This window comes from Actinoplanes subtropicus (assembly GCF_000721705.1).
Classification (GTDB): Bacteria; Actinomycetota; Actinomycetes; order Mycobacteriales; family Micromonosporaceae; genus Actinoplanes; species Actinoplanes subtropicus.
This window is the reverse complement of the sequence record NZ_JOJL01000008.1, coordinates 76,582-92,956: the sequence shown is the minus strand read 5'-3', so window position 1 is coordinate 92,956 and position 16,375 is coordinate 76,582. Positions and strand designations below refer to the sequence as shown.

Here is a 16,375-nt window from a genome sequence, read left to right as displayed (position 1 = left end):
CCTGGGCGTCGGCCTGGCGCGCGGCGATCCGATCGAGGCGGGCGACCACCTCGGCGGACTCGTCGACCGGGTCGTGTGGCGGCCCGACCGGGACGGCCGCCGCCTCCGGGTCGGGACGGGCGCCGAGGTCGGGGCGGGACAGCACGATCGCGCCGACCAGGGCGGCCAGCAGCAGGATCGAGAGCACCTCGAACGGCAGCACCCAGGCGCCGAAGACCTGGGCGCCGACCCGCTGGGCGCTGCCGGTCGGCGGCAGCTCGAACCTGGTCCAGCGGAACGAATCGGCCAGCAGCGCGGCCAGTCCGAGGCCGACCCCGGCGCCGATGACGGCGGCGGGCAGGGCCGAGCGGTCCAGGTCGCGGGACGGGCCGATCGGGGCGCGGGTCAGCATCACGGCGAAGAGCAGGAGCACGACGACGGCGCCGACGTAGACCAGGACCTGCACCCAGGCGACCAACTCGGCGCCCATCACCAGATACAGGCCGGCGACCGCGCCCAGGCTCACCACCAGGTAGAAGCCGGCCCGGACCAGCTGGGCGCTGGTCACGACGAGCGCGCCGGAGCCGACCGCGATCAGACCGAGAGCCAGCAGCAGCGCGTCCGCGACGGTCACTTCTCCGGCTCCGGGGGCTCGGTCTCCGAGTCGATCCCCGGTGGGGCTTGAGGAGCGTCCACGGCGGGTTCGCCCGGTTTTTGCTCAGCCCGGGGCGGCCGCTCCGCGGTTGTGGAAGGTGGACGGCGTACGTTCGCTCGGGCTTGCTTTGCCGCCCCCGGACCCGAAGCCTTCCGCGTGGCTGACGCCTCCTCCTTGGAAGGTTCGCCGAGCACGTCGTGCGCCGGCGGCGGCGGCACCGTGCGCATCCACTCACCCAGCCGGTTCTTGTCGTGCAGCAGATCGAGGACGTCGGTCTCCGCATACTCGAACTCGGGGGTCCAGTGCAGCGCGTCGAACGGGCAGACCTCGATGCAGATGCCGCAGTACATGCAGAGAGCGAAGTCGATGTCGAAGCGGTCGAGCACGTTGCGCTGACGGGCCCGCGCGGCGCCCGGGACGATGACCTCTTCCTTGTGCGAGTCGATGTAGATGCACCAGTCGGGGCACTCGCGGGCGCACAGCATGCAGACCGTGCAGTTCTCCTCGAGCAGCGCGATCACGCCGCGGCTGCGCGGTGGAAGCTCGGGCTCGACATCCGGGTATTGCCGGGTGGTCGACCGCCTGGTCATCGTCTTGAGCGTGACGGCAAGCCCCTGCACGAGCCCCTTGCCAGGCGTGCCCCGCTCCCCGTCATCAGTCACAAACGCATATCCTGCCCCGTCGCCCGTTCGGACGCGAGCACACCCCCATTCGGATCTTCCGGTACGGTGAGTCATGGGTGAGCCACCCCGAACCTGGAGGCCCCGCATGACCGCTGCGATGAGCGGCCTGCCGCCCGCAGACGGCTGGACCGTAGATGATCTTGACTCTTTCCCTGAAGACGGCGTGCGCCGCGAGCTGCTCGATGGAGTGCTCCTCGTGTCCCCCTCCCCCACGGACATCCACCAAATAGTCGCCGGGCGCCTCATGGTCGCCCTCGAGGAATCCTGCCCGGCCGAGTTCCAGGTCACGCAAAGCGTCGAGATCCGGATCAACCCGCGCCGGACGTTCATCCCCGACGTCCTGGTCGCCACGGAGCAGGCCGCGCAGCGCCGCTCCCGGCTCTACGCTCCGCACGAGGTCGTCCTCGCCGTCGAGATCGTTTCGCCCAGCTCGCTAAGCATGGACCGCATCACCAAGCCCGCGCTGTATGCCGCCGCCGGCATCCCCTTCTACTGGCGGATCGAGACGGGCGACGGCCTGACCGTGCACACCTACAAGATCGACCCGGAGCACGAGCTCTACCGATCGTCCGGGACGTTCCAGGAGCAGATCGTCACGGCGGAGCCCTGGGAGATCAACCTTCCGATCAAGCGGATCACGCCGCGGTACCTCTGATCACATCGCGAGCTTGACCGCCGCGGTGAGGATCAGCTGGGCCAGCGCCACCGGGACGAGGACGAGCCAGCAGAGGCGCTGGAGTTGGTCTTCGCGCAGGCGGGGGTAGGCGACCCGGAACCAGATGATCACGAAGGACAGCGCGAAGATCTTGACGAGGGTCCACAGCCAGCCGAGGTGGGCGGCGAACGGGCCGTGCCAGCCGCCCAGGAACAGGACCGTGGTGAGGGCGGCGATCACGATGATGCCGACGTACTCGGCGAGCAGGAAGAAGGCGAAGCGCAGGCCGGTGTACTCGGTCAGATAGCCGAAGACCAGCTCGGAGTCGGCGATCGGCATGTCGAACGGCGGGCGGCGGATCTCGGCCAGGCCGGCCACGAAGAAGATGATCGCGGCGGGCGCCTGCCAGAGCAGCCACCAGGGCTTCCACGCCTCGACGATGCCCGGCAGGCTGAGCGTGCCGGCCGCCATCGCGACGCTCGCGGCCGCCAGCACCAGGGGAAGCTCGTAGCCGAGCAGCTGGGCGGCGCCGCGCAGGCCGCCGAGCAGGCTGTACTTGTTGCCGCTCGCCCACGCCGACATCAGCACGGCCAGCACGCCCACGCCGAGAACGGCGAGGACGAAGAACAGACCGATGTCCAAGGGCTGGGCGACCAGGCCGCCGGGTCCGAGCGGGATGGCCAACAAGATCAGGAGGTACGGGAAGAGCGCGACGATCGGCGCGAGCCGGAAGACACCACGGTCGGCGTCGCGGGGGGTGATGTCCTCCTTTTGCACGAACTTCACGCCGTCGGCGACCAGCTGCGCCCAGCCGTGGTAGGCACCCGCGTACATCGGGCCGAGGCGGCCCTGCATGTGCGCCATGACCTTGTGCTCGGCCTGGCCGACGAGCAGCGGGAGCACGAGGAAGCCGACGACGACGGCGACCACGCGGATGACGAGCTCGAGCCAGACCGGCATCACTTTTCCGGTCCCCACTCGCCGGGGGCGGGAACGCCGGGCGGGCGCATCGGGGCGCGCTTGGCGGCGCCCGACTCGGACTCGCCGGGCTCCTTGGCGCCCGGCCAGGCCTTGGCGACCCGGGCGGCGAGCACGAACTCCTTGCGCAGCGGGTGGCCCTCGAAGCCGGGCGGCAGCAGCAACGGCTTCAGATCGGGGTGGCGGGCGAAGGTGATGCCGAACATCTCGTACGTCTCCCGCTCGTGCCAGGTGGCACCCGGGAACAGCTCCACCACGGACTCGACGACCGGCTCCGCGCGCGGGACCCGCGTGCGGACCAGCAGCGAGTGCTTGCGGCGGGTCGAATAGAGGTGGCAGAGCACGGAGAAGCCCTCGTCGAGCTCGTCGACCGCGGACAGCCAGTCGAAGAAGTCGCAGCCGAGGGCGCCGTTGTGCTTCGCCGTGCCGATCGCCTCCCACCAGCGGGCGACCGGCACGTCGACGACCGCGCGGGCGTGGCCGTCGCCGCCGCCGGAGACGCTGTTCGCTACCGCGTCGTCGTCGGCGGCCAGCAGGGCCACCATGCGCTCGCCGACCTCTTCGGGAGTCATGGCTGCATCCTATGGCCGGCTGATCAACGGGGCGGTAAGAGAAGCCGCGTCACGTCCGTTGGTCAGCGGGTCGGGGCGGTTGACGCCGCCCGGGCCGGACTGCTCGGCGGCGATCTTTTCCTGCAGGCGGAGGATGCCGTGCAGCAGGGCCTCGGGGCGGGGCGGGCAGCCGGGCACGTAGACGTCGACCGGGATGAGCTGGTCGACGCCCTTGGTGACCGAGTACGAGTCCCAATACGGCCCGCCGCAGTTCGAACAGGAACCGAACGAGATCACGTATTTCGGCTCGGGCATCTGGTCGTAGAGCCGCTTGATGGCCGGGGCCATCTTGTCGGTGACCGTGCCGGAGACCACCATCAGGTCGGCCTGGCGCGGGCCGTGCGCGAACGGGATCACGCCCAGCCGCATGAAGTCGTGCCGGCTCATGCTCGACGCGATGAACTCGATCGCGCAGCACGCGAGCCCGAAGTTGAAGACCCAGAGCGAATAGCGCCGCCCCCAGTTCAGCACGAACCGGATGGGCTCCCCGAGGACTCCTGGCAGACCGGCCACGACGTCAACCTACTCCGTGGCCGCGGTGGGACGCTGCAGCAGGCTGAGGAACCCGGTCAGCAACGCCTCGCGCAGAGCGGGCGGGGTGACGTTGAGCAGCGTGTTGACGGCGGCCATCCGGGTGAAGTCGCCCCCGCCCAGGCCCAGCCCCGCGGCCAGGCCGGCGACCAGCTCGGGGGTGACCATCTCGGGGGTGAGGGCGCCGGCCGCCTGGACCAGGGGCGCGGGGAGCTCGACCGGCCCGCGAGCGCGCGTCGCGGCGACGGCATCCGCCAGGTCGGCCGCGAAATCGGGGGCGGTCGCGGCGACTGCGGCGGTCACCGTGAGGTGGATCGTGGCGGGCAGGTCGCCGTAGGCCATCTGCGGCTGGGTGTGCCAGCCCCGGGTGGCCAACTCGTCGGCCAGCACAAAGAGGTCGACGTCGGCGGCCAGGCAGACGACCGTCGTCTCGGGCGGGGCGAACAGCCGGACGCCGTCGGTGGCGGCGACGGCCTCGGCGAGGACCGCGACCGCCTCGCGGGTGCGCCCGGCCAGCTCGAGGTAGCCCGCGTCGCCGACGCTGCGCAGCGTGGCCACGGCCGCGGCGATCGGGCCGCCGGAGCGGGTGGAGGAGATGACCGGGTTGACCATCGGGTAGCCGGGCCAGTCGGCGTAGGCGAAGTACTGCGGGCGGCGCAGCGCCTCGTCGCGGTGCAGCAGCAGGGAGACGCCCTTCGGGGCGTAGGCGTACTTGTGCAGGTCGACCGAGATGCTGGTGACGCCGGGCACGGCCAGGTCGAACTCGGGCAGGTCGGCGCCGAGCCGTTTCAGATACGGCAGCACCCAGCCGCCGAAGCACGCGTCCACATGGAAACGCACGCCCCGCGCGGCCGCCGCGGCGGCGATCTCGGGGATCGGGTCGACCACGCCGTGCGCGTAGGACGGCGCCGAGGCGGCGACCAGCACGGTCTCGGGCGTGATGGCGGCGGCCATGCCGGCCGGGTCGGCGCGCAGATCGGCGCCGACCGGCACCACGTCGAGCGTGACCCGCAGGTAGTGCGCCGCCTTCGCGAAGGCAGCGTGGGCGGTCGACGGGATGACCAGCCGTGGGGTGGCCAGGTCGGGGCGGCTGTCGCGGGCCGCCTTGACCGCGAGGATCAGCGACTCGGTGCCGCCGCTGGTGACGCTGCCGACCGCCGCGGGGCCGCCACGCAACAGCGTGACCGCGGCGCCGACCAACGCGTTTTCCATCGCCAGCAGGGACGGGAAAGCGGTCGGGTCGAGCCCGTTGACATGGGCCGAGATCGCGTGCGCCGCGCGGGCCAGGTCGTCGAGCCCGTCGAGCGCGGGGTCGTAGACGTAGGCGAAGAGGCGGCCGCCGTGCGTCGGCAGATCGGCCCGCCGGAGCTCGCGGAGCTCGTCGAGGATCTGGTCGCCGGGAACGCCCTTGTCGGGCAGCGCTTCGAACATGGCCCGACGCTATCCGAGCGGCCGTTCGCTCGGCAGCCGACGAAGGTCGGTGCTTCATCGACCAAAGTCGCCTATCGCGCGGCGTCGCGCTCGGTGTCTGATGGCGGGACAACGCCGTCCGCACGAGAGATGTCGCGGTAGGCACGCAGCAGCAACACCGCGCCGCCCACCAGGACGGCCGGCACCAGCGTGAAGCCGAGCAGGACGCCCAGCCGAGCCGTCGCGTCCTGCGGGGCGGATCGGCCGGTGGCGGAGGAGACGTATCCGAAGACTTGGAGGACCCATGCGTAGATTCCCGGGCCGAGGGCCAGACCGAGGGTCTCTCCCGCCGTCCACACCCCCGTGAAGACGCCGGCCTGACGCCGGCCGGTCCGCTCGGTGTCGTAGGCGATGCAGTCCGGCAGCATCGCCATCGCGAAGACCTGCTGGCCGGCGTATCCGCAGCCGATGACCGCGACGATCAGGTAGATCGGGATCGCGGCGAGGGCCGGCGCGGCCAGCAGGGCCAGCGCGCCGGTGGCGAAGAGCAGCGAGGCCGCGATCAGGGAGCGGGGCTTGCCGAAGCGTGCGCCCACCCGGGTCCAGAGCGGCATGACCAGCAGGGCCGGGCCGACGAACGCGGCGAACAGGAAGGTCGCGCCGGAGTCGGCGCGGACCACGTGATCGGCGAAGTACTGGACGCCGGCGAGCATCGTCCCGATGCCAACGGCCTGGATCACCCAGCAGAGCAGGAGGGCACGAAATGGACGGTTGGCCGCAACGATCCGGAGCTGCGCCCGCAGGTCGGGCTCGGTGCCCCCGGCGGCATGGGTTTCGGCCGAGCGGGTACCGAAGTAGACGCCGAGTGTGCCCACCATGATGAGCGCCCCGACGAAGACGCCGGACCACCGGTGACCGGCGATGCCGCCACCGGTCCGGTCGACCACGAGCGGGGCGAGCGCGCCGGAGATGAGGATCGCCAGCGCGAGCACGGCGACGCGCCAGGTCATCAGCCGGGTGCGCTCGTCGTACCCGTCGGTGAGCTCGGCCGGCATGGCGACGTAGGGCACCTGGAAGAAGGCGTACGCGGTGGCCGCCGTGAGGAAGGCGACCGCCACGTAGGCCCCGGCGCCCGCGCCGCTGCGGATCGGGCCAGCGAAGATGGCGGCGAAGAGGACACCCAGGGCGAGCCCCGCGCCGAGCAGGAAGGGCCGCCGGTCGCCGCGGCGGTCGGAGACCCGGCCGGCGAAGGGATTCACCAGGACGTCCCAGGCTTTCGGCAGCAACACCAGCAATCCCGCCACACCCGCCGCAACACCTAGAGTGTCGGTCAGATAGGGCAACAGCAGCAAACCGGGCACCGTGCCGAACGCGCCCGTGACCAGCGAACCCAGCGAGTAACCGGCCAGGACCCGGCGTGGCAACACGCCGGTCGGCCGTACATCCGGAGAGGGACCGGCGGTCGTCATGGACGCGCATGCTAACCACGATCATGGCCCTACGCCTACGCTTCGCGGCATGAAAAGGGTTGCGGCCGGGGTCGCCGCCAGCCACCCGGCGACCGCGCGGGCCGGCCTGCAGGTGCTGCGGGACGGTGGCACGGCGGCGGATGCGGCGGTGGCGGCGGTGCTGGCCTGTTGCGTCGCCGAGACGATCTTCACGGGGCTGGGCGGGGGCGGGTTCGCCACGTACTTCGAGGCGGCCACCGGCACGGTCACCTGCCTCGACTTCTTCGTGGCGGTGCCGGGGACGGACGGCGACCGCGAGCCGGGGCCGATGATATCGGTGGACGTGTTCTTCGGCGGGCTGCCGCAGGTCTACTCCATCGGCGGGGCGAGCGTCGCGGTGCCCGGGGTGCCGGCCGGCTGCGGCGAGGTGCACCGGCGGTGGGGCCGGCTGCCGTGGGCCGAGGTGGTGGCGCCGGCGTCGGCGCTGGCCAAGACCGGGGTGCCGATCCCAGGTGCGCATGCCCGCACGCTCGACTCGTGCGCGCCGGCGCTGGCCTGGGGCGAGGGGGCCGCGGTCTACACGCCGAAGGGGCGCAACCTGGTCGACGGGGAGTTGCTGTTCCACCCGGGGCTGGCGACCGCGCTGGACGCGCTGGCCGTGGTCGGGCCGTCGATCTTCTACGCCGGAGACTTCGCGCCGATCCTGGTCGACACTGTGCGGGCCGCCGGCGGGGCGCTCGGGCCGCGGGATCTGGCCGATTATCGCGTGCTGGAGACGCCGGTCGACCGGGCGATGCTGGGCGGGTACGAGGTGCGGGCGCGGCACGACCTGAACCGGGTGGTGGACACGATCGCCGGGCTGCCCGCCGACCTGTCCCGGCCGAGGCGGGCGATCGGGCTGGCCGACGCGCTGCGTGACCGGGGGCGGCAGAAGATCGGGGACACCACCAACGTGTCGGTGGTGGATCCCGAGGGCAACGCCTGCGTGATCACGACGACGCTCGGGCTCGGGTCCGGGGTGTGGCTGCCGGGGCTGGGCATCAACCTCAACTCGATGCTGGGCGAGGGCGAGCTGATCACCGATGACCTGGCGCCCGGGCGGCGGATGCAGTCGAACATGTGCCCGCTGGTGGTGATCGACGGCGAGGGGCGGCTGGCAGTGGCGGCGGGCTCGGCGGGGGCTTCGCGGATTCGCACCGCACTGATCGACACGCTGCTCGGGGTGCTGGTCGACGAGGTGGACATGGAAACCGCGCTGGCGCGGCCGCGGTTCCACGTCGTGGACGACACGGTGCACGTCGAGCCGGGGTATCCGCGGGACGAGCTCGCGTTGCTCGCCGGGGCCGGCTACAAGATCAAGCAGTGGCCGGGGCTCAACCACTACTTCGGGGGTGCGAACGCGGTCGGGCAGGCGGGCGCCGGCGGCGATCCCCGGCGGGGAGGTGTCGGCCTGCTGCTCTGACGGTCGACCACACCATCGAAGACGCCGCAACGCCAAGCGGACCGGCTCCCGAGTGGGGGCGGTCCGCTGACGGCCAGATCCGGTTCGCGCGAGTCGGGGCGGGCTGCGCCGCGGGCGGCCCAGTCGGGCGGTGGCGCGCCCACGGGCCGCCGCGCACGGCCCGACGGTCAGTTCATGCGGCGGGCGAGGGTGGCGTTGACCGAGGTGGCGATCTCGGTCAGTGGGACGTCCAGGTCGGTGGGCTTGAGGCCGAAGGTCTCCTCGGTCTGGGTGCTGTCGAGGTGGAACGGCGCGTAGAACTGGTAGTCCATCTCGGCCATCTCCCGGGCCATGGGGACGACCAGGCCGGCCGTGCGCATCGCGAAGCGGGGCAGGGCGCGCAGCTTGAGGCGGGGCTGGCCGGTCAGGTCGGTGTAGCGGTTGGCCAGGTCGCGGATGGTGACGGCGGGCGGGGTGGGCGCGTGCCAGGCGTGGCCGTAGGCGCGGTCGTCGGCGGCCAGCGTGACCATCGTGCGGGCCATGTCGCCGGTGTAGGTGAAGCTGTGCGGGAGGTCGGGGTTGCCGGGGGCGTAGGCGGTGCGGCCCTTCGCGATCGCCGGGAGCAGCACCGACGAGAAGACGCCGACCGCGCCCGCGCCGATGTAGTCCGCGCCGCGTACCTCGACCGTGCGGACGCCGCTGGTCCAGGGCGTCGCGCCACATCTTGATGCGGACCTTGCCCTTGCGGCCGACCGCGGCGAGCGGGGTGCTCTCGGTCATCCGGCCGCTGGGCTGCGGGCCATAGCCGTACAGGTTCCCGGTGATCATGTAGACCGCGCCAGCCGACTTGGCGGCGGCGATCATCGCGTCGTTCATCGGGTACCAGAGCTTCTCCCACTCGGTGTACTTGGGATTCGCACAGTTGTAGAGCGTCTCGGCGCCCTCGGTCAGCGACGACAGGCGGCGCGCGTCGGACGCGTCGGACGCCACCAGCTTGATCTGCGCGTGGGCCGGGCCGCGCCCGCTGCGGGTGACCATCGTGACCGTGTCGCCGCGGTCGACCAGGAGCTGGGCGATGGCGCTGCCGATCGGGCCGGAACCGACGATGACGTTGTTCGACATTGCTGTTCTCCTTTGCGAGCACCGCTCTCCGTTGAGAACAACGATTACAGGGTTTGAAGGAAAATGCAAGAGCAGTGCTCTCGTTGTGGCACACTGGTCCACATGAAGGCCGAAGGAGTACGCGCCCGGGTCCGGGCCGAGATGACCGAAGAGATCAAGGCGGTGGCCCGCCGGCACCTCGCCTCCGACGGGGCCAACCTGTCGCTGCGCGCGGTCGCCCGGGACATGGGGATGGCCTCGTCCGCGGTGTACCGCTACTTCGCGAGCCGCGACGACCTGCTCACGGCGCTGATCATCGAGGCGTACGACTCGGTGGGCGCGGCCGCGGAACGGGCCGTCGCCGCGGCCGCGGGCTCGGGTGCGGGCTTCGCCGACCGGCTGGTCTTGGTGGGGCACGCCGTGCGGGAGTGGGCGCTGGCCGAGCCGCACCAGTGGGCGCTGATCTACGGCAGCCCGGTGCCCGGCTACCAGGCACCGCAGGACACGATCGGGCCGGCCACCCGGGTGGTCCTGCAGATCGCCGCCATCATCCGGGACGCCTACGCGGCCGGCCGGACCGGGCCGCAGCCGGAGATCGCCGGGCGGTACGCCGAGGAGCTCGAGGCGGTCGCCGACCAGTTCGGCCCGGGCGTCCCGCCGCGGCTGATCGGCGCCGGGATGGCCGCCTTCATCCAGCTCTGCGGTGCGGTCAGCGCGGAGCTCTTCGGCCAGCTCAACAACTCGGTCGACGAGGACCGCCGCGGCTTCCTGGAGTTCCAGATGCGCGGCGCGGCGGCCTTCATCGGTCTGACCTAGAGGCGGCGGGCCCGCAGGATGTGGCCGCCGGCGGTATCCGGCGGGACGTCGGGGCGGTTGAAATACCGCGCCGCCATCCGGGCCGGCCCGAGATCCTCGATCTCGGTGAAGCCCAGCCCGCGCAGCTCGGCCTCGATCTCATCCGGCTCGAAGTACGTCAGCCACGGCTCACCTATCCGGGCCACCCGCGCCGCCCGCTCCTCGAGAGCCGCCCGCCGCTCGGGCGGCATCCTCTCCGGGGACTGGGCGTAGTCGAAGACCACCTCGCTGCCGGAGACTCCGGAAATGTACGAAATAGTCGCGTCGAAGCCCGCCCGGGTCAGATAGGGCACCACCCCGAGCCAGACGAAGAAGGCCGGCCCGTCCAGGACCAGCCGGTCGGCCAGCGACTCCCGCTCGAAATCGACCCCGACATAGGACACGGACGGGGGAATCGCTATCCCGGTTTCGGCGAGACGCTGCCGCTTCCACTCCTGCGTCGACGGGTGATCCACCTCGATCACCCGCACGTCGGCGAACCCGTTGCGGTACGCGATCGTGTCCAGCCCCGCGCCCAGCACCACCACCTGCCGCACGCCCCGGCGCACGGCCGCGGCCAGCGCATCCTCGGCGAAACGGTGGCGGGCGGCGATGAAGACGCGCATGGGCCGACGCGGGGCATCCGCCAGCAACTCCTCCTCGGGGGCGCCCAGGATGCGTACGGCAAACGGGTCTTTGAAGATCACGCCCCGTTCCAGGAGCTGGTGGGTCGCACGATGGCGGGCCGCACTGTACGCCGTGCGGCTGGGCTGTCCCGTCTCCATCACGGCGCCCAGGAAGCGAGAGACATGTTCACATGATCACCTTTCAGGGGGACGCCCTCGCTCAGCAACCGCTGCCGGGCCTCCTGCTCGTGGCCGGGCGGCAGCCGCCCGGCGCTGGTCACCACCCGATGCCACGGCACGCCACCGCCGTGCCGCGCCATGATCGTGCCGACCTGCCGGGCCGAATTTCGCCCGGAGTGGTCGGCCAGCGCGTCGGCGATCGCCCCGTATGACATGACCTTGCCCTCGGGGATGCGCTCGACGAGCGAGAGCACCTCCTCGACGTACTCCTGAGGTGTCACGCCAGTCACCATAGAGGTGACCTCCGACAAAACCGGGCCACGATATGGGATCTCGGCGCGGGTCCGGCCAGGCACCCGAGCAAAATGGGCCAGGTGCGCGAAGTGGTGACCGCCGCCCGCCGCGTCGTGGTCAAGGTGGGTTCGTCCTCGCTGACCACCGCGGCCGGCGGCCTCGACGAGCAGCGCGTCGACGCCCTCGTCGACGTGCTCGGCGGCCTGGCCACGAGCGGCCACGAGGTGGTCCTGGTCTCCAGCGGCGCGATCGCCGCCGGCCTCGCCCCGCTGCGGCTGCGCCGGCGGCCGCGCGACCTGGCCACCCAGCAGGCGGCCGCGTCGGTGGGCCAGGGCCTGCTGATCGGGCGGTATGCCACGGGTTTCGCGCGCCACGGCCTGACCGTCGGCCAGGTGCTGCTGACCGTCGACGACGTGACCCGCCGGGCGCACTACCGGAACGCCTACCGCACCCTGCGCAAGCTGCTCGACCTGGGTGCGCTGCCGATCGTCAACGAGAACGACACGGTCGCCACCGAGGAGATCCGCTTCGGCGACAACGACCGGCTGGCCGCGCTGGTGGCCGCCCTGGTCCACGCCGATCTACTGGTTCTGCTCTCCGATGTGGACGCCCTCTATACCGGCAGCCCGTCCGATCCGGCGTCCGAGAAGATCTCGAACGTAACCGACGAATCGGATTTGTCGGAAATAAGGATTTCCGCCCCCGGCAAATCGGGCGTCGGCACCGGCGGCATGGTCACCAAGGTGGAGGCCGCCCGGATAGCCACCGGTTTCGGCATCCCGGTAGTCCTGACCAGCGCTCCCCTGGCGAAGCCCGCGCTCGCCGGCGAGGAGATCGGAACCCTGTTCCAGGCGGCAAAAACGAGGCCGGCCGCCCGCCTCTTCTGGCTCGCCCACGCCACCGCCCCCCGCGGCCGCCTCCACCTCGACCCCGGAGCGGTCACTGCGGTCGTCGCCCGGCGCAAATCACTGCTGCCGGCCGGCATCACCGCCGTGGACGGCTCGTTCGCCGCCGGCGACCCGGTCGACCTGGTCGACGGCGACGGCGCCCCGGTGGCCCGCGGCCTGGTCAACTACGACGCCGTCGAGCTGCCGCCCCTGCTCGGCCGGTCGACCCCCGAGTTGGCCGCGGAGTTGGGGCCAGGATATGAACGAGAGGTCGTGCACCGGGACGACCTGGTTCTTCTATAAAGGGAGTACGTGATGACGACCGTGCTGCAGCAGGCCGCCGACGCGCGCGGGGCCTCGATCGACCTGGCCGCGGCGACCCGCGCCGAGAAGGACCGCGCGCTCCTGCTGATGGCCGATCGGCTGGTCGAGCGCACCGAGGACATCGTCGCCGCGAACGCCGTGGACGTGAACAATGCCCGCGACGCCGGCCAGTCCGAGGCGATGATCGACCGTCTCACGCTGACTCCCTCCCGGATCGAGGGGATGGCCGACGGCCTGCGCCAGCTCGCCGCGCTGCCCGATCCGATCGGCGACGTGGTGCGCGGCTCCACCCTGGCCAACGGGCTCGAGCTGCGGCAGGTCCGGGTGCCGTTCGGCGTGGTCGGCATCATCTACGAGGGCCGGCCGAACGTTACCGCGGACGCCGCCGGCATCTGCCTCAAGTCCGGCAATTCGGCGCTGCTGCGCGGCTCCGGCTCGGCGTTCAGCTCGAACGCGGCGATCGTCTCGGTGCTGCGCAAGGCGGTGGCCGACGCGGGCCTGCCGGCCGACGCGATCCAGCTGCTCGACGCCACCACCCGCGACTCGGTCAAGGAGCTGATGCGGGCCCGCGGCCTGGTCGACGTGCTGATCCCGCGCGGCGGCGCCGACCTGATCAAGACGGTGGTCGAGGAGTCCACGGTTCCGGTGATCGAGACCGGCGTCGGCAACTGTCACGTCTACGTCGACGAGTCCGCCGACCTGGAGAAGGCGCTGGCCGTCACGATGAACTCGAAGACCCAGCGGCTGTCCACCTGCAACACCGCCGAGTCGCTGCTGGTGCACATCGACATCGCCGACTCGTTCCTGCCGCTGGCGATCGAGGAGCTGGTCTCGGCCGGGGTGACCGTGCACGGCGACCCGCGGGTGGCCAACTACAGCGCCGACGTCGTCCCCGCGACCCGCGAGGACTGGGGCAAGGAATACCTGTCGGCCGACATCGCGGTGGCGATAGTCGACTCGATGGACGACGCCCTCGACCACATCCGCCGCTACGGCACCGGCCACACCGAGGCCATCGTCAGCGAGTCGGTGACCGCGACCAGGCGCTTCGCGGCCCGGGTGGATGCGGCGGCCGTCATGATCAACGCGTCCACCCGCTTCACCGACGGCGGCGAATTCGGCTTCGGCGCCGAAATCGGCATCAGCACCCAAAAACTCCACGCCCGCGGCCCGATGGGCCTACCCGAGCTGACCTCGACAAAGTACATCGTCTCCGGCAACGGGCACACTCGGTAAACTTCAAGATCAAATTCCCGCTACCGTACGGGACAGGCCAGTCCCGCCTTTCCGGGCGAGCTCGCTGCCGTCCCGACCCCGTGCCGCCCGCATCCGGGCTTAGCTGCAACGCAGGCAGGCCGATCCAGGCGCGGAGCCGCCATCCTGCCGCCGCTCACGCCGGCGGCATTCCGGCGCGGACCGCCGCCGTAGGCGGCGGCAGTGACGGTGACCAACCGCCTGGGCCGGCCCGCCCGAGTTGCACCCCCAGCCCGGATGGGGGCGGCACGGAGGTCGGGACGGCAGCCAGCTCGCCCGGAAAAGGCGGGACTTGTCCGTCCCGTACGGTAAAGGGAATTTGATCCGGAATTTGACGGTTAACGGCAGGCGCGCAAGACGGTCAGCGTGGTGTTGACGTCGAAGATCGGGCCTTCCGCGCTGTCCCAGCCGCCGTCTGTGCGTTGGGTTGCGGAGAGGCGTTTGCGGGCCGCCTGCAGCAGCCAATCGTCGCCGAGGTGGACGCGGCGCAGGGCGGCCGCCATCGAGGCCACGTCCGCCGGGGACATGTCGTGCAGGCGGTCGCCGAGCACCAGCTGGACGCGGGCGGACTCGTAGAAGTACTGCTGGGCGTGCAGCAGGCCGGCCGCGTGCCAGCCGGTCGCCAGGAACGAGGGCCAGGTGCCGTCCGGGCGGAGCTGGGAGTTGACGAAGCCGGCGGCCGCGGCCAGCGTCGGGGCGTGCCGGGCCGGCAGGTCCAGATGGGGGTGCTGCTCCACCTCGGCGACGGTGAACCAGAAGCCGGCCAGCGCGGTCAGGTAGAGGGTCGCCTCGGGGTCGCCGGGCATCGCCCAGGCGGGCGCCTCGGCGGCGAGCGCCTCATTCTCCTGCCAGGTGCCGTCGGGCAGCTGCACCGAGGCCAGCCAGCCGAGCGCCCGGTCGACGACGGGGCCGTGCAGGCCGCCGAGGTCGTCGAGCTCGTTCAGGCGGAAGCAGGTGGCGTCGACCGAGGGGATCACCCCGTCGGTGGACGCGGGCCAGCCGCCGGCCGCGGTCTGGCCGGACGCTATCCGCTCGACGATCTCCGGCGCCGGGGGCTGGCCGGTACGCAGGTACGAGAGCCGGGCACGTTCCACGGGATCGCCGTGCGCGACCACGTACCCAATCGCTGCGTCAATGTCGACCACGGGGTGACGCTACAACCTGCGCGGCCAAACCGCCCCTACGTCTCACCGCCGGGGAGCCATATCGGCTCCCCGGCGGGAGTGGTCAGTAGGACGGAAGCGACGGATCCACCGTGTTCACCCAGGAGACGATGCCGCCCTGGACGTGCACGGCATCCTTGAACCCGGCCGCCTTGAGGGCCGCCAGCGCCTCGGCCGAGCGCACGCCCGACTTGCAGTGCAGCACGATCTGCCGGTCCTGCGGGAAGCGGGACAGTGCCTCGCCGGAGAGGATCTCGCCCTTGGGGATCAGCGTGGCGCCCGGGATGCGGTTGATCTCCCACTCGGCGGGCTCGCGCACGTCGACGAGGAAGAGGTCCTTACCGGAGTCCTGCCAGTCCTTGAGCTCGCGGGCGGTGATCGTCGCGTCGGCGGTCGCCTCCTCGGCCTCCGCGGAGATCGCGCCGCAGAAGTCGTCGTAGTCTTCCATCAGCTCGGTGAGCGTCGGGTTTTCCCCGCAGAGCACGCAGTTCGGGTCCTTGCGGACCTTGATCTTGCGATACTCCATCTCCAGGGCGTCGTAGACCATCAGCCGGCCGACGAGCGGCTCGCCGATGCCGGTGATCAGCTTGATCGCCTCGTTGACCTGGATCGAGCCGATCGACGCGCAGAGCACGCCGAGGACGCCGCCCTCGGCGCAGCTCGGGACCATGCCGGGCGGCGGGGGCTCCGGGTAGAGGCAGCGGTAGCAGGGGCCGTGCTCCTCCCAGAACACGGACGCCTGGCCGTCGAAGCGGTAGATCGAGCCCCAGACGTACGGCTTACCGAGCAGCACCGCGGCGTCGTTGACCATGTACCGGGTCGCGAAGTTGTCGGTGCCGTCGACGATCAGGTCGTACTGGCTGAAGATCTCCATGACGTTGTCGCGGTCCAGCGCGGTGTTGTGGATGACCACGTTCACCAACGGGTTGATCTCCCGGATGCTGTCCGCCGCGGACTCGGCCTTGGGCCGGCCGACGTCGGAGACGCCGTGGATGACCTGGCGCTGCAGGTTGGACTCGTCGACCGTGTCGAAGTCGATGATGCCGAGCGTGCCCACCCCGGCGGCGGCCAGGTAGAGCAGCGCCGGCGAGCCCAGGCCGCCCGCGCCGACGGCGAGGACCTTGGCGTTCTTCAGCCGCTTCTGCCCGTCCATCCCGACGTCCGGGATGATCAGATGACGCGAGTAGCGGCGGATCTCGTCGATGGTCAGCTCGGCGGCCGGCTCGACGAGCGGGGGCAATGCCACGGTTCACTCCCCGGGTTGACGGTAAGGATCGCTAGCCATTGTTGCTCGTTCGCCGTCGTCGTAGCCATGACGTTG

The 16,375-nt window shown here is 71.3% G+C and carries 16 protein-coding genes and 1 pseudogene; 5 read left to right on the top strand and 12 right to left on the bottom strand.

Translation table 11 applies throughout. The features are described from left to right. Positions 1-49: 49 nt before the first annotated feature. Positions 50-613 (bottom strand): annotated as a pseudogene (locus IH26_RS0113225) (NADH-quinone oxidoreductase subunit J family protein); the annotation flags it as partial. Further along, positions 610-1,296, bottom strand: a complete 687-nt coding sequence (locus tag IH26_RS0113220) for a NuoI/complex I 23 kDa subunit family protein (RefSeq protein WP_051808071.1) — start codon at positions 1,294-1,296, stop codon at positions 610-612. The pseudogene IH26_RS0113225 and the gene IH26_RS0113220, both read right to left, overlap by 4 nt. 73 nt (positions 1,297-1,369) lie before the next feature. On the opposite strand from IH26_RS0113220, the gene IH26_RS0113215 reads away from it, so the two are divergent. Continuing rightward, positions 1,370-1,972: a Uma2 family endonuclease gene (locus IH26_RS0113215; RefSeq protein WP_342668265.1), complete on the top strand. Its 603-nt coding sequence runs from the start codon at positions 1,370-1,372 to the stop codon at positions 1,970-1,972. On the opposite strand, the gene IH26_RS0113210 is transcribed toward IH26_RS0113215, so the two are convergent. The 5 genes from IH26_RS0113210 to IH26_RS0113190 all read right to left on the bottom strand — a co-directional run bounded on the left by IH26_RS0113210 (position 1,973) and on the right by IH26_RS0113190 (position 6,971). Beyond that, positions 1,973-2,932 (bottom strand): complex I subunit 1/NuoH family protein, encoded by a 960-nt coding sequence (locus IH26_RS0113210; RefSeq protein WP_030436467.1) that lies wholly within the window; start codon positions 2,930-2,932, stop codon positions 1,973-1,975. It lies immediately after the preceding gene. Continuing rightward, positions 2,932-3,522, bottom strand: a complete 591-nt coding sequence (locus IH26_RS0113205; protein WP_030436466.1) for an NADH-quinone oxidoreductase subunit C — start codon at positions 3,520-3,522, stop codon at positions 2,932-2,934. The genes IH26_RS0113210 and IH26_RS0113205 overlap by 1 nt, the downstream gene beginning before the upstream one ends. A gap of 9 nt (positions 3,523-3,531) precedes the next feature. After that, complete coding sequence (locus tag IH26_RS0113200; protein ID WP_030436465.1) at positions 3,532-4,074, bottom strand: NADH-quinone oxidoreductase subunit B; 543 nt, start codon at positions 4,072-4,074, stop codon at positions 3,532-3,534. A gap of 9 nt (positions 4,075-4,083) precedes the next feature. After that, positions 4,084-5,523 carry a pyridoxal phosphate-dependent decarboxylase family protein gene (locus IH26_RS0113195; RefSeq protein WP_030436464.1) on the bottom strand — a complete coding sequence of 480 codons (1,440 nt, stop codon included), beginning with the start codon at positions 5,521-5,523 and terminating at the stop codon, positions 4,084-4,086. A 71-nt stretch (positions 5,524-5,594) separates the two neighbouring features. After that, positions 5,595-6,971 (bottom strand): MFS transporter, encoded by a 1,377-nt coding sequence (locus IH26_RS0113190; protein WP_051808069.1) that lies wholly within the window; start codon positions 6,969-6,971, stop codon positions 5,595-5,597. A gap of 49 nt (positions 6,972-7,020) precedes the next feature. Between IH26_RS0113190 and IH26_RS0113185 the strand changes: the two genes are divergently transcribed. After that, positions 7,021-8,412 carry a gamma-glutamyltransferase gene (locus IH26_RS0113185; RefSeq protein WP_030436462.1) on the top strand — a complete coding sequence of 464 codons (1,392 nt, stop codon included), beginning with the start codon at positions 7,021-7,023 and terminating at the stop codon, positions 8,410-8,412. Between the two features lie 167 nt (positions 8,413-8,579). On the opposite strand, the gene IH26_RS62820 is transcribed toward IH26_RS0113185, so the two are convergent. Continuing rightward, complete coding sequence (locus IH26_RS62820) at positions 8,580-9,020, bottom strand: Rossmann-fold NAD(P)-binding domain-containing protein (RefSeq protein ID WP_245665163.1); 441 nt, start codon at positions 9,018-9,020, stop codon at positions 8,580-8,582. A gap of 595 nt (positions 9,021-9,615) precedes the next feature. On the opposite strand from IH26_RS62820, the gene IH26_RS0113175 reads away from it, so the two are divergent. After that, a complete protein-coding gene (locus IH26_RS0113175) occupies positions 9,616-10,308 on the top strand; it encodes a TetR/AcrR family transcriptional regulator (RefSeq protein ID WP_030436461.1) in 693 nt (230 codons plus the stop codon). On the opposite strand, the gene IH26_RS0113170 is transcribed toward IH26_RS0113175, so the two are convergent. Together IH26_RS0113170 and IH26_RS0113165 are read right to left on the bottom strand one after the other, a co-directional pair. Further along, positions 10,305-11,111, bottom strand: coding sequence for a class I SAM-dependent methyltransferase (locus tag IH26_RS0113170; RefSeq protein WP_030436460.1), 807 nt, complete (start codon positions 11,109-11,111; stop codon positions 10,305-10,307). The two genes, IH26_RS0113175 and IH26_RS0113170, sit on opposite strands and share 4 nt — an antisense overlap. Beyond that, positions 11,111-11,413 carry an MGMT family protein gene (locus IH26_RS0113165; protein WP_030436459.1) on the bottom strand — a complete coding sequence of 101 codons (303 nt, stop codon included), beginning with the start codon at positions 11,411-11,413 and terminating at the stop codon, positions 11,111-11,113. The genes IH26_RS0113170 and IH26_RS0113165 overlap by 1 nt, the downstream gene beginning before the upstream one ends. Positions 11,414-11,506: 93 nt before the next feature. Here IH26_RS0113165 and proB point away from each other — a divergent pair, with 93 nt between their 5' ends. Both proB and IH26_RS0113155 read left to right on the top strand, forming a co-directional pair. Then, on the top strand, positions 11,507-12,616 hold the full coding sequence (proB, locus tag IH26_RS0113160; RefSeq protein WP_030436458.1) for a glutamate 5-kinase: 1,110 nt from the start codon (positions 11,507-11,509) through the stop codon (positions 12,614-12,616). 12 nt (positions 12,617-12,628) lie between these two features. After that, a complete protein-coding gene (locus tag IH26_RS0113155; protein WP_030436457.1) occupies positions 12,629-13,873 on the top strand; it encodes a glutamate-5-semialdehyde dehydrogenase in 1,245 nt (414 codons plus the stop codon). A 356-nt stretch (positions 13,874-14,229) separates the two neighbouring features. On the opposite strand, the gene IH26_RS0113150 is transcribed toward IH26_RS0113155, so the two are convergent. Both IH26_RS0113150 and moeZ read right to left on the bottom strand, forming a co-directional pair. Beyond that, positions 14,230-15,036 (bottom strand): prenyltransferase/squalene oxidase repeat-containing protein, encoded by an 807-nt coding sequence (locus IH26_RS0113150; protein ID WP_030436456.1) that lies wholly within the window; start codon positions 15,034-15,036, stop codon positions 14,230-14,232. 82 nt (positions 15,037-15,118) lie between these two features. Beyond that, positions 15,119-16,300: an adenylyltransferase/sulfurtransferase MoeZ gene (gene moeZ / locus IH26_RS0113145; RefSeq protein ID WP_030436455.1), complete on the bottom strand. Its 1,182-nt coding sequence runs from the start codon at positions 16,298-16,300 to the stop codon at positions 15,119-15,121. Between the last annotated feature and the right edge of the window lie 75 nt (positions 16,301-16,375).